Annotated in this window: 10 protein-coding genes and 1 riboswitch; of the genes, 5 read left to right on the top strand and 5 right to left on the bottom strand. The window is 71.6% G+C overall.

The features are described from left to right. The first annotated feature begins 192 nt into the window (after positions 1–192). Together AB5J54_RS07610 and AB5J54_RS07605 are read left to right on the top strand one after the other, a co-directional pair. Positions 193–999, top strand: a complete 807-nt coding sequence (locus AB5J54_RS07610; RefSeq protein ID WP_369143131.1) for a carbon-nitrogen hydrolase family protein — start codon at positions 193–195, stop codon at positions 997–999. Positions 1000–1055: 56 nt separating this feature from the next. Then, complete coding sequence (locus AB5J54_RS07605; RefSeq protein WP_369143130.1) at positions 1056–2753, top strand: flavin monoamine oxidase family protein; 1698 nt, start codon at positions 1056–1058, stop codon at positions 2751–2753. A 6-nt stretch (positions 2754–2759) separates the two neighbouring features. Here AB5J54_RS07605 and AB5J54_RS07600 read toward each other — a convergent pair whose 3' ends face one another. The 3 genes from AB5J54_RS07600 to AB5J54_RS07590 form a co-directional block, all read right to left on the bottom strand. After that, a complete protein-coding gene (locus AB5J54_RS07600) occupies positions 2760–3467 on the bottom strand; it encodes a DUF5995 family protein (protein ID WP_369143129.1) in 708 nt (235 codons plus the stop codon). A gap of 73 nt (positions 3468–3540) precedes the next feature. Continuing rightward, entirely contained in the window at positions 3541–4935 is a 1395-nt protein-coding gene (locus AB5J54_RS07595) for a uracil-xanthine permease family protein (protein WP_369143128.1), read from the bottom strand. Between the two features lie 113 nt (positions 4936–5048). Next, positions 5049–6263 (bottom strand): MFS transporter, encoded by a 1215-nt coding sequence (locus tag AB5J54_RS07590; RefSeq protein WP_369143127.1) that lies wholly within the window; start codon positions 6261–6263, stop codon positions 5049–5051. Positions 6264–6441: 178 nt separating this feature from the next. Here AB5J54_RS07590 and AB5J54_RS07585 point away from each other — a divergent pair, with 178 nt between their 5' ends. Beyond that, positions 6442–7566: an ROK family transcriptional regulator gene (locus tag AB5J54_RS07585; protein ID WP_369143126.1), complete on the top strand. Its 1125-nt coding sequence runs from the start codon at positions 6442–6444 to the stop codon at positions 7564–7566. Between the two features lie 54 nt (positions 7567–7620). Here the strand turns inward: AB5J54_RS07585 and AB5J54_RS07580 are convergent, their stop codons facing one another. Both AB5J54_RS07580 and AB5J54_RS07575 read right to left on the bottom strand, forming a co-directional pair. After that, complete coding sequence (locus tag AB5J54_RS07580; RefSeq protein ID WP_369149252.1) at positions 7621–7917, bottom strand: DUF6193 family natural product biosynthesis protein; 297 nt, start codon at positions 7915–7917, stop codon at positions 7621–7623. Positions 7918–7942: 25 nt separating this feature from the next. After that, positions 7943–10312, bottom strand: coding sequence for a chitinase C-terminal domain-containing protein (locus AB5J54_RS07575; RefSeq protein WP_369143125.1), 2370 nt, complete (start codon positions 10310–10312; stop codon positions 7943–7945). A gap of 243 nt (positions 10313–10555) precedes the next feature. Next, positions 10556–10686: riboswitch (FMN riboswitch) on the top strand. A gap of 176 nt (positions 10687–10862) precedes the next feature. On the opposite strand from AB5J54_RS07575, the gene ribD reads away from it, so the two are divergent. Both ribD and AB5J54_RS07565 read left to right on the top strand, forming a co-directional pair. After that, positions 10863–11936, top strand: coding sequence for a bifunctional diaminohydroxyphosphoribosylaminopyrimidine deaminase/5-amino-6-(5-phosphoribosylamino)uracil reductase RibD (ribD, locus tag AB5J54_RS07570; RefSeq protein WP_369143124.1), 1074 nt, complete (start codon positions 10863–10865; stop codon positions 11934–11936). A 2-nt stretch (positions 11937–11938) separates the two neighbouring features. Then, positions 11939–12547: a riboflavin synthase gene (locus AB5J54_RS07565; protein ID WP_369143123.1), complete on the top strand. Its 609-nt coding sequence runs from the start codon at positions 11939–11941 to the stop codon at positions 12545–12547. Positions 12548–12563 lie beyond the last annotated feature (16 nt).

The following is a 12563-nucleotide window of genomic DNA, read 5'->3' as shown; positions in this document are numbered from 1 at the left end:
TCGTCTCCGCCGCGCGGCGGGGGAGCCGTACGACCCCCGTCGGAGCCGTACGCAACGAATCGACGCCCCGGCCGCCCATCGCGCAACGGTTCGACGGTCGGTCCGCAACGCTGCCGCCTTGTCCCGGGAGAGTGCGAAACCGTACCGTTTTTGACGTCTTCCCCCTCAACTTTCGACCCCCGAGGATCGCCGATGCCCGCGCTGCGCACCGCCCTGCTCCAGAGCTCCGGCGAGCTCGGTGACGTGGCCGCCAACCTCAAGGTCCTCGACGAGGCCGCCGCCCGCGCCGCGGCCGCCGGCGCGAGCGTGCTGCTCGCCCCCGAGCTCTTCCTCACCGGCTACGCCATCGGCGCCGACATCGCGCGCCTGGCCGAGCCGTCCGACGGCCCCTCCGCCCGCGCGGTCGCCGCGATCGCCGTGCGCCACGGCCTGGCCGTCGGCTACGGCTACCCGGAGCGGGACACCGAGCGGCACGGCGTCCTGTACAACTCCGCGCAGCTCATCGGCGCCGACGGCGCCTCCCTCGCGCGGTACCGCAAGACCCACCTCTTCGGGGACTTCGAGCTCCAGTGGTTCACCCCCGGCGACCGGGCCGTCGTCCAGGCGGAGCTCGACGGGCTCACCGTCGGCATGATGATCTGCTACGACGTCGAGTTCCCCGAGAACGTGCGGGCGCACGCGCTGGCCGGTACGGACCTCCTCCTCGTACCGACCGCGCTCATGCACCCCGCCGAGGTCGTGCCCCTGTCCGTGGTGCCGGTCCGCGCCTTCGAGAACCAGCTCTACATCGCGTACGCCAACCGGACCGGCCCCGAGGGCGAATTCGAGTTCGTCGGCCTCTCCACGCTGGCCGGCCCCGACGGCACCCCCCGGGCCCGCGCCGGGCGCGGCGAGGACCTGGTCCTCGGCGACGTCGACCCGGCCTTCCTCGCGGCCTCCCGCGAGGAGAACCCCTACCTCCGCGACCGGCGCCCCGGCCTCTACGGCTCCCTCGTCTGAGCCCTCAGTCCTCCTGACCCGCCTCACCCTTTTTCCGTGCAAGGAGTCCGTACCCCATGACGTCCACGGTGCCCACGACCGCCGTCCCGCACAGCGACGGCCAGCCGCCGATCACCATGTTCGGTCCGGACTTCCCCTACGCCTACGACGACTTCCTGGCCCACCCGGCCGGGCTCGGCCAGATACCGGCCACCGAGCACGGCACCGAGGTCGCGGTCATCGGCGGCGGGCTCTCCGGCATCATCGCCGCCTACGAGCTCATGAAGATGGGCCTCAAGCCCGTCGTCTACGAGGCCGACGAGATCGGCGGCCGGCTGCGCACGGTCGGCTTCGAGGGCACCGGCACCGAGGGCCTCACCGCCGAGATGGGCGCCATGCGCTTCCCGCCCTCCTCGACCGCGCTCCAGCACTACATCGACCTGGTCGGCCTGGAGACCAAGCCCTTCCCGAACCCGCTCGCCGAGTCGACCCCGTCGACCGTCGTCGACCTCAAGGGCGAGTCGCACTACGCCACCACCGTCGACGACCTCCCGCAGGTCTACCGCGACGTGATGAACGCGTGGAACGCCTGCCTGGACGAGGGCGCCGACTTCTCCGACATGAACCAGGCCATGCGCGAGCGCGACGTCCCGCGCATCCGCGAGATCTGGTCGAAGCTCGTCGAGAAGCTCGACAACCAGACCTTCTACGGCTTCCTCTGCGAGTCCGAGGCCTTCAAGTCCTTCCGGCACCGCGAGATCTTCGGCCAGGTCGGCTTCGGCACCGGCGGCTGGGACACCGACTTCCCCAACTCCATCCTGGAGATCCTCCGCGTCGTCTACACCGAGGCCGACGACCACCACCGCGGCATCGTGGGCGGCTCGCAGCAGCTGCCGCTGCGCCTGTGGGAGCGCGAGCCGGAGAAGATCGTCCACTGGGCGCAGGGCACCTCGCTCAGCTCCCTGCACGGGGGCACCCCGAAGCCGGCCGTGACCCGGCTTAACAGGACCGCGGGCAACCGGATCACGGTCACCGACGCCTCCGGCGACATCCGCACGTACCAGGCGGCGATCTTCACCGCCCAGTCCTGGATGCTGCTCTCCAAGATCGCCTGTGACGACTCGCTCTTCCCGATCGACCACTGGACGGCGATCGAGCGCACCCACTACATGGAGTCCTCCAAGCTCTTCGTCCCGGTCGACCGGCCGTTCTGGCTGGACAAGGATGAGGAGACCGGCCGGGACGTCATGTCGATGACGCTGACCGACCGCATGACCCGCGGCACCTATCTCCTGGACGAGGGCCCGGACAAGCCGGCCGTCATCTGCCTCTCGTACACCTGGTGCGACGACAGCCTGAAGTGGCTGCCGCTCTCGGCGAACGAGCGCATGGAGGTCATGCTGAAGTCGCTCGGCGAGATCTACCCGAAGGTCGACATCCGGAAGCACATCATCGGCAACCCGGTGACGGTCTCCTGGGAGAACGAGCCCTTCTTCATGGGCGCCTTCAAGGCGAACCTGCCGGGTCACTACCGCTACCAGCGCCGCCTGTTCACGCACTTCATGCAGGACCGGCTGCCCGAGGACAAGCGGGGCATCTTCCTCGCCGGCGACGACATCTCCTGGACGGCCGGCTGGGCCGAGGGCGCGGTGCAGACGGCGCTCAACGCGGTCTGGGGCGTGATGCACCACTTCGGCGGCGCGACCGACGGCACCAACCCGGGCCCGGGCGACGTGTACGACGAGATCGCCCCGGTCGAGCTGCCGGAGGACTGATCCCCGTCAGGGCCTGGTGAGGGGCGTGAGCAGCATCCGCCCCACCAGGCCCACCGACCGGTCGAGGCGTTCGGTGAACTCCTCGGCCAGGTCGGGCAGCCGCCGCAGCTGCCACAGCGAGCGGGCGGCGAGCCAGGCCCCGTCGCGGGCCCGGTCCAGGCTCCAGCAGCCGAGCAGATGTGTCAGCGGGTCCGCGACCTCCAGGAGGTCCGGGCCCGGCATCAGTTCCTCCCGGATGCGCTCCTCCAGGAGGACGAGGATGTCGCCGACCCGGTCGAACTCGTCCTCCAGGGCCGCCGGCGCACACTCCAGGAGCCGGCAGGCGTCCACCACCGCGAGCGCCAGGTCGTGGCCGATGTGGGCGTTGATCCCGGCGAGCGCGAACTGCAGCGGCCGTACGCCGGGATGGCGGCGGTAGTGGAACAGGGGCCGCCAGCAGGCGGGCGCGGGGCGGCCGGTGGTGGCGGCGTCGACCGCGGCGAGATAGCGCTCGGCGAACCGTACGTCGAGGGTGGCGGCGGCCCGCCGGTCGGCGAAGGTGCCCGCGTCGATGGCGTGGCCGATCTCCTCGGTGACCGTGAGGTACACCCGGTTGAAGACGGCGACCCCGTCGGCCGGATGCCAGGCCGAGCGGAGCGCCCGCATCCGGTCCACCACGGGGTCGACCGCGACGAACGGGCCGATCCGTTCTTCGGTCCACTGGGTCTGCGCCATGGGGGCAGGCTCCCAGCCGCCGGGCCCGGGAGGGAACTCCTCGGGCCCGGCTTACCCAGAACGGGCGAATCACTCAGTTCTTCGACACGCCGTCCGGGTGCGTCTCGTACGAGCTGGTGCCGGCGTCCAGGAGGGGTTCCTGCGCCTTGAGGTGGGCCGGGGCGAAGGCCCGCAGCACGTGGTAGCCGGTGATGACGACGATCGTGCCGAGGGCGATGCCGCCCAGCTCGAAGGTGTCGGTGAAGGTCAGCTTCACGCCGCCGACGCCGATGATGATGCCGGCGGCGGCCGGGACCAGGTTGAGCGGATTGCGCAGGTCGACCTTGGCGTTGATCCAGATCTGGGCGCCGAGCAGGCCGATCATGCCGTACAGGATCACGGTGATGCCGCCGAGGACACCGCCGGGGATCGCGGCGACGATCGCGCCGAACTTGGGGCAGAGGCCGAAGAGCAGCGCGAAGCCTGCGGCGGCCCAGTAGGCGGCGGTCGAGTAGACGCGGGTGGCGGCCATGACGCCGATGTTCTCGGAGTACGTGGTGTTCGGCGGGCCGCCCACGGCGGTCGACAGCATCGAGGCGGCGCCGTCGGCGGCGATCGCGGTGCCGAGCTGGTCGTCGAGGTTGTCGCCGGTCATCTCGCCGACGGCCTTGACGTGTCCGGCGTTCTCGGCGATCAGGGCGATGACGACGGGCAGCGCGACGAGGATCGCGGACCACTCGAAGCTCGGGCCGTGGAGGGTCGGCAGGCCGATCCAGTCGGCCTTGGAGACGCCGGAGAGGTCGAGCCGCCAGTGGTCGGTGACCTGGCCGCCCGGGGACATCGAGTGGATCTTTCCGAAGACGAGGTCGAAGATCCACGAGATGGCGTAGCCGAAGACCAGGCCCAGGAAGATCGCGATCCGAGACCAGAAGCCGCGCAGACAGACCACGGCCAGACCGGTGAACAGCATCACCAGCAGGGCCGTCCACTGGTCCTGCGGCCAGTACGTCGAGGCGGTGACCGGCGCCAGGTTGAAGCCGATCAGCATGACGACGGCGCCGGTCACGATCGGCGGCATCGCCGCGTGGATGATCCGGGCGCCGAACTTCCGGACGGCGAGACCGGCCAGGAAGAGCACCGCGCCGACGACGAGGACCGCGCCGGTCACGGTGGCGCTCGTGCCACCGGAGGCCCGGATGGCGGCGGCGACGCCGACGAAGGAGAGCGAGCAGCCCAGGTAGGACGGGACGGTGCCACGGGTCGCGAGCAGGAAGATCGCCGTCGCGACACCGGACATCATGATCGCGAGGTTCGGGTCAAGACCCATGAGGACCGGGGCGACGAAGGACGCGCCGAACATCGCGACGACGTGCTGGGCCCCGAGGCCGACCGTACGGGGCCAGGAGAGCCGCTCGTCCGGGCGGACGACCGCTCCCGGAGCGGGTGTTCTCCCGTCGCCGTGCAGGGTCCAGCGCACGCCGAGGTTCATGAGGTCGCTCCCGTTCTCCGGTTCCGGCGGCCGTGTCGCGACCGCAAAAGATCAGCCACATGGTATGCGCCTGGTCTGCACCACTGCCGGACCGGAGGTTCCGGACGAGCGGCCTATCCCACCGGGCCGGCGCTCTTCGCGGGCGCGGGCGCCGACGAAGCCGCCTCCCGGCCGCCGGTCCTGAGCACGCCCGCGCCGAGCACGAGACCCAGGGCGAGCAGGGTGACCAGGCCGAAGGAGAAGACGAGCGAGGTCGCGTCGGCGATGCCGCCGATCGCCGAGGGGGCGATCAGACCCGAGGTGTACGTGATGGTGGCGACGCCCGCGATGGCCTGACTCGGGTTCGGGCCGCTGCGCCCGGCCGCGGCGAAGGCCAGCGGGACGACGACCGCGATCCCGAGCCCGATCAGACCGAAACCGGCCATCGCGACGGCGGCGTGCGGGGCGAGGACCACCAGGACCCCGCCGAGGGTGGCGACGGCACCCCCGACCCGTACCGTACGCACCGCGCCGAAGCGGTCCACCACCCGGTCGCCGACCAGCCGCGCCACCGCCATCGTCAGCGCGAAGGCGGTCGTGGAGGCGGCCGCCAGCCCCGCCGAGCTGCCCAGCTCGTCCCGGAGGTAGACGGCCGACCAGTCGAGGCTGGCGCCCTCCGCGAACACCCCGCAGAAACCGATGGCGCCGATGATCAGCGCCGACTTCGGCGGCAGCGAGAAGCGCGGCGGCGGCTCCTCCTCCGGGGTGCTGCGGACGTCGAGCACGCCCTGGCAGAAGACCAGGCCGAGCGCGGTCAGCACGAGGGCCGCGACCAGGTGGTGCAGCCGGGCGTCGCCGCCGAGGTGGGCGGCGACCGTGCCGGCGGCGGAGCCGAGCAGGGCACCTACGCTCCACATGCCGTGCAGGCTCGACATGATGGACTTGCCGAGCCGGTCCTCGGTCTCGACGCCCAGGGCGTTCATCGCCACGTCGGACATGCCCGCGGTCGCCCCGTACACGAAGAGCGCGCCGCACAGCCCCCAGACGTTCGGGGCGAGCGAGGGCAGCGTGAGGGCGAGCGTCCACAGGGCGAGCAGGCCGCGCAGCGCCGTGCGGGCGCCGAAGCGGTGGGACACGGCGCCGGCGAGCGGCATCGCGAGGGAGGCGCCGAGCGCGGGGAAGGCGAGGGCGAGCCCGAGCTGACCGGCGCTGACGCCCGCGTGCTCCTGGATCCAGGGGATCCGGGTCGCGAAGCTTCCGGTGACCGAGCCGTGCACGCAGAAGACGGCGGCGACGGCGAAGCGCGCCCGCCGGAGGCGATCGGTGCTGGTGACGGTCTCCGCCGCCATGGGCCCTCCCTGTGGTCATGGTGTCGTGGGGTGCCGGGGTGCCGGGGTGCCGGGGTGCCGGGGTGCCGGGGTGTGCCGAGGTGTCCCGAGGCGTGTCGCGTAAACTATCAGGAACCCTGCCTGATAAATAGACCCGGCGGCCGGAGCCGTCTCCCGACGCGTCTGAGAGGATCGCCGCATGGCCGCATCCCCGAGCACCGCACGAGCCATCAACGACCGGTTCGCCCTGCGACTGCTCCAGGACGAAGGCCCGTTGACGGCCACTCAGCTCAAGACGCTCACCGGACTCTCCCGCCCGACCGTCGCCGACCTCGTCGAGCGGCTCCAGGGCTCGGGTCTCGTCCATGTCGTCGGCGAGGCCGGAGCCGAGCGCCGCGGGCCCAACGCCAAGCTGTACGGGATCGTCGCCGACCGCGCCCACCTCGCCGCCCTCGACGTCCGGACCCGCTCGGTCTCCGTCACCGTCGCCGACCTCCTCGGCACCAGGCTCGCCGAGGCCTCCGTCCCCGTCGGCGACGACCACGGCACGGGGCCGGCCGTCGAGAAGGCGGTCGCGCTCCTGGAGCGCACCGTGAAGGAGGCGGGCGCCGACCGGCTGCACAGCGTCGCCGTCGGCGCCCCCGGGCTCATCGACCCCGCCACCGGCGAGCTGCGCGACTCCTCCGGGCTGCCCGCCTGGCACCGGCGGCTCGTCGGCGTCCTCCAGGAACGGCTGCCCGCCCACGTCCTCGTCGAGAACGAGACCAACCTCGCCGCCGTCGCCGAACTCCGCGAGGGCGCCGCCCGCGACCGCGAGGACTTCGTCCTGCTCTGGCTCGGCCAGGGCGTCGGCGCCGCCGTCGTCCTCGACGGCCGCCTGCGCCGGGGCGCCTCCGGCGGCGCGGGGGAGATCGGCTTCCTGCCGGTCCCGGGCACCTCCGGGCTGCCCTCGGCCACCGGCTGCGACGGCGGCTTCCACGAACTGGCCTGCGCGGCGGCCGTCGACGCCCTCGCCGCCGCCCACGGCCTCGACCCGGCCGACGCGCTCGCGGCGGGCCACGGCCCCTTCCTCGACGCCCTCGCCCGCCGCCTCGCCGTCGGCGCCGCCGCCGTCGTCTCCGTCCTGGACCCCGGCTGCGTGGTCCTCGCCGGGGAGACCGGCCACCAGGGCGGGGCCGCCCTCGCCGCGCGCGTGGAGGCCGAACTCACGGCCCTCTCGCCCCTGCGCACGGAGGTCCGCGCCACCGCCCTCGGCGACGCGGCGGTCCTCCGCGGCGCCCTGCTCCGGGCGCGCGACGCGGCCCAGGACGAGCTGTTCCCCTAGGACCCGCGCGGGGGATCAGTACCCACCCGACCGGGAAGCGCGTCCGCGCCGGGCTCAGCCGTCCTGCCGGCGCCGGACCTCGTTCGCGTCCCCGAGCACGGCCGGCCCGCATCCTTCCGGGAGACTGCTCACCACCAGGGCGAAGGCCTCCGTCGCGGGGTCGACGATCTCGGGGATCTCAGGGATCTCGGGCTTGGGCACTTCGATTCTCCCGTTGTCCGTAGCCGCTCTTGGTGAACTCGAACCCGAATCCGAACGCGAAAGCGAACGCGCCGCGCCCCGGACAGGGGGGCGCGGCGCGGTGGGCCCGGCGGCGGCAAGGGCCGTGTGTGACCGCCGCCGGGGGTTCAGCGGGGGGTCGTCGGAAGGGAGCGGGTCAGCAGGCGCCGAGGTCCTTCCAGACGCCCCAGTCGCCGGTCGTGCCCGGCTCCTCGTTCTGGGTCCACCACTGGGCCTTCCACTTGTGGCCCTTGTGGGAGACCTCGTTGCCGGCGTTGTAGATCGTGCCGGCCACGTACGCCGGGGCGGTGCAGCCCGTGGTGGGCGGCGTCGTCGGAGGCGTGGTCGGGGGAGTCGTCGGCGGGGTGGTGGGCGGCGTGGTCGGGGGCGTGGTCGGCGGGGTGGTGGTGCCCGGCTCCACGACCGTCGTGCCGCGCGCCAGGTCGCCGGCGAGGGCGTACGTCGTGCCGTTGATGTTCACCGTCCAGTTGGAGGGGGTGGACACCGGCAGGTAGTAGTTGAAGGCCAGGTCGATCGTGGCGCCCGGGGCCAGCGACTGCCAGGCCGGGAGCTTCAGCGAGACGCGGTGGAAGTCGCCCTTCAGGCCGCCCACGTTGGAGCCCGTGTGGTCGCTGCTGACGACCTTGGTGCCGAAGCCGGACTGGTCGGAGGCGTTGGCGGGAGCCGAAGTCCCGTAGTCGAACTGGAACTCCGTGCCGCCGGGCAGCGTCGTCGTCGTGTTGTTGGTGATCTTGATCTTCGGGGTGATCGGGTAGTTCGAGTCGCCCAGCTTGAACTCGGTGAACTGGGTGTCGATCTTCACGGCCTGGGTCGGCAGCGCCTTGTTGGACTTCTTCGCGCCGTACGGGGTGGCCGCCTTGAACTTGTCGTACATCAGCGAGGTGAGCGTGGAGCCCATCTCGTACTGGTTCTTCGTGGCGTTCCAGGCGTAGTCGCCGGCCATCTCCCAGACCATGGTGCCGCCGATGCCGCGGTCGACCACGTAGTCCGCCTTCGCGGCCACGGACTGCTCGTCCTCGGTGGAGAGGAAGACCTTCTTCTGCGCGTTCCACAGCCACGGCGCGACCAGGGTCGCGTCGTACTTGCGGGCGTACGTGCCGGTCAGCGTGGTGTTCGCCGGGAAGCCGTACTGGGTGACGTAGTCGCCGACGATCCCCTTCTCGAGGTTCTTGGCGTGCCACATCGGGTTGGAGCCCGCGGGCGACTCGACGCCGTTGGTGTCCTTGTCGTGCCACAGGTTGTCGATGCCGGTGGCGCCGTCGCCGCACTTGGTCAGGCCGGCCCCGGCCGGGCAGGTGGTCGCGGAGGCCTTGCCCCACAGGCCGTCGGTGCCGCCCTGCACGTTCTTGTGGCCGCGGGTGTAGTAGGGCAGGCCGATGTTGATGCGGCCGGCCGGCATGGAGCCGCGGAAGTAGTGGTACGCCCAGTCGGTGTTGAGGTAGCCGATGGAGCCGTACTGCGAGGAGCCGTAGACGTTGGCCGCGGCGAGCTCGCCGTCCTTGCCGTCGTCGAAGAGGGAGGCGTTGGGGCCGACGTACTCGTTCCAGGCGCCGTGCAGGTCGTAGGACATGATGTTGACGTAGTCCAGATACTTCTGCATCTGGAAGGTCTCCATGCCGCGCAGCAGGTAGCCGGAGGAGGGGGCGGCGACGGTCAGCAGGTAGTGCCTGCCGTCGGCGGCGCCGGCCGTGTCCAGCTTCTCGCGCAGGGACTTCATGAGGGCCGCGTAGCCCTGTACGAGTCCGGCGCGGCGCGCGTTGGCGAGCTGCCAGTCGAGCGGGTTGCCCGCGTCCTTCATCGTGGTCGGGTACTCGTAGTCGATGTCGACGCCGTTGAACCCGTACGTGCGGATGAAGTCGACGGCCGAGTTCGCGAAGGTGTCGATCCCGGCCTGGTTGACCGAACCGTCGGCGTTGGTGGCCATCGCGTAGAAGCCGCCGGAGTTCACCCGGTCGCCGTTGTCCGCGAAGTAGCCGCCGGTCTCCGCCCAGCCGCCGACCGAGATCAGCGTCTTGACGTTCGGGTGCTGCTTCTTGAACTTGTTGAGCAGGTTGAAGTGGCCCTTGTACGCGTACGCGGGGTCCATCTCGGCGCCCGCGACACCGGGCCAGGTCATCCCGGTGGCGGCGTTGTCGGGGCCGTCCGTGCCCACGGAGAGCTTGTTGTCGCCGCCGATGTGACCGAAGGCGTAGTTGATGTGGGTGATCTTGTCCCACGGGATGTCCTTGGCCAGGTACGCGGGCTGGCCGTTCTTGCCGGTGCGCCAGCCGGTGAAGTAGCCGATGACCCGGCGCTGGTGGTCCGCGCCCATCTTCTCGCGGCCCTCGGTGTCGTAGACCGAGCAGTACGGGACGTCGACGCCGGGGGTCTTGTAGAGCCCGTCGGGGCGACAGGACTCGTTGTCGGCGGCGTACGAGACGCCGCCGGAGAGCGAGCTGAGCAGGAGCCCGGCGACGGCCGCGCCGGACGCGAGCAGCGAGGCTCTCTTTGCCGTGGGGGACAGCACGATCGGTTCCTCCAAGGGAGGTCTGCGGAACACAACGAACAAGGGGGTGGGTCGTGTTGGGCCCGTGGAGTGCGCACGCCGACGGGCCGTTACCTCGGAGGTGACACGGAGATTAAGAGGACTAGACCAGTGCGTCAATAGGTCTGGACCAAAGAAGAATCCTGTGGGAGTCTGTGAGCCAGCCCACAGGGTTCGGGGCTATCGCCTCACGCGGGGCGTGGCACACTGGCCCTGTATCAGCAGCAGCGCACTCCGGGGTCGGTGTAATTCCGAACCGGCGGTATAGTCCGCGACCCGTCCGCAAGCCAGCGGCCGGTTGACCAGGTGAAATTCCTGGACCGACGGTGAAAGTCCGGATGGGAGGCAGTGCGCGGCGGGTGACCCCTTCCAGGGGTGTGCCGGCCGTACGTCCGCTGGTCGCCGTGTCGTCTTCCGACCGGCGCACCCGGAGGACGCGGCCTTCCGGCGCACCCTGCGCGAGGCGTCCATCCCGCTCTCTGTCGTCATCGACAGGCCCCGGAGTCCGTGCCCGAAGAGGCAGGAGGACCCGGTGGCCCAGCAGGCCGACATCACCGCCATGCGACGCGCCGTCGAGCTCGCCGCACGCGGACTCGGCGCCACCAGCCCCAACCCGGTCGTCGGGTGCGTCATCACCGACGCCTCCGGACACCAGGTGGGCGAAGGCTTCCACCAGCGCGCCGGCGGCCCCCACGCCGAGGTCCACGCCCTGCGCGCGGCCGGCGTCCTGGCCCGCGGCGGCACGGCCTACGTCACCCTCGAACCCTGCAACCACACCGGCCGCACCGGCCCCTGCGCCCAGGCCCTGATCGAGGCCGGGATCAGCCGGGTCGTGTACGCCGTCGCCGACCCGAACCCGCAGGCCACGGGCGGTGCCGACACCCTCCGCGCCGCCGGGATCGAGGTCGGGCAGGGCCTCCTGGAGGACGAGGCCGAGGCCGGCAACCTCGCCTGGCTCACCTCCGTGCGCCGCGGCCGCCCCTTCGTCCGCTGGAAGTACGCCGCCACCCTCGACGGCCGGATCGCCGCCGCCGACGGCACCTCCCGCTGGATCAGCTCCGCCGAGTCCCGCGCCGACGTCCACCGGCTGCGCGCCGAGGCCGACGCCGTCGTCGTCGGCTCCGGCACCGCCCGTACCGACGACCCCCACCTGGCCGTGCGCGGCATCGAGGGCGCCGTACAGCCGCTGCGGGTCGTCGTCGACACCGAGGCGACGGCAGTCAAGCCCGGCGCCCGGGTCCTCGACGAGGCCGCCCCCACCCTGATCGCCGTCGCCGAGGACGCCGGGACCACCCTCCCGGACGTCGTACGGCTCCCCAGGGCCGAGCGCGGTCTCTCCGTCCCCGCCCTTCTGGACGCCCTCCACGCGCGCGGTGTCCGCTCGATCCTCCTCGAAGGCGGCCCCACCCTCGCGGGCGCCTTCATCGCCGCGGGCGCCGTCGACCAGGTCGTCGGCTACCTCGCCCCGGTCCTCCTCGGCGCGGGCCCCGCCGCCCTCGCCGACGCCGGAATCACCACCATCACCGAAGCGTTGCGGCTCGACATCACCGAGACCGCGCGCGTCGGAACCGACCTCCGCATCACCGCCACCCTCAAGGGAGCCTGACCGTGTTCACCGGAATCGTCGAAGAACTGGGCGAGGTCGTCGCCGTCGAGCAGCTGGAGGACGCCTCCCGCTTCCGGCTGCGCGGCCCCCTGGTCACGGAAGGCGCCCAGCACGGCGACTCCATCGCCGTCAACGGTGTCTGTCTCACGGTCGTCGAGCACGGCGACGGCGAGTTCACCGCCGACGTCATGGCCGAGACCCTCAAGCGGTCCAGCCTCGGCGCCCTCGGAGTCGGCTCCCGCGTCAACCTGGAGCGGCCCATGGCCGTCGGCGGCCGCCTCGGCGGTCACATCGTCCAGGGCCACGTCGACGGCACCGGCACCATCCTGGAGCGGACCCCGTCCGAGCACTGGGAGCTCGTCAAGGTCGGCCTGCCCGCCCACCTCTCCCGGTACGTCGTCGAGAAGGGCTCGATCACGGTCGACGGCGTCAGCCTCACCGTCGTCGAGGTGTCCGACGACTGGTTCACCATCAGCCTCATCCCGACCACCCTCGACCTGACCACGCTCGGCATCAAGCAGTCCGGCGACCCGGTCAACCTCGAAGTGGACGTCATCGCCAAGTACGTCGAGCGGCTGCTCGGCACCGACGCCAAGGAGAACGAGAAGTGAACTGGCTCAACTCCGA

The sequence above is a fragment of the Streptomyces sp. R44 genome (assembly GCF_041053105.1).
Lineage (GTDB): Bacteria > Actinomycetota > Actinomycetes > Streptomycetales > Streptomycetaceae > Streptomyces.
The sequence above is the reverse complement of the archived record's forward strand: the minus strand, read 5'-3'. Positions and strand labels throughout refer to the sequence as shown.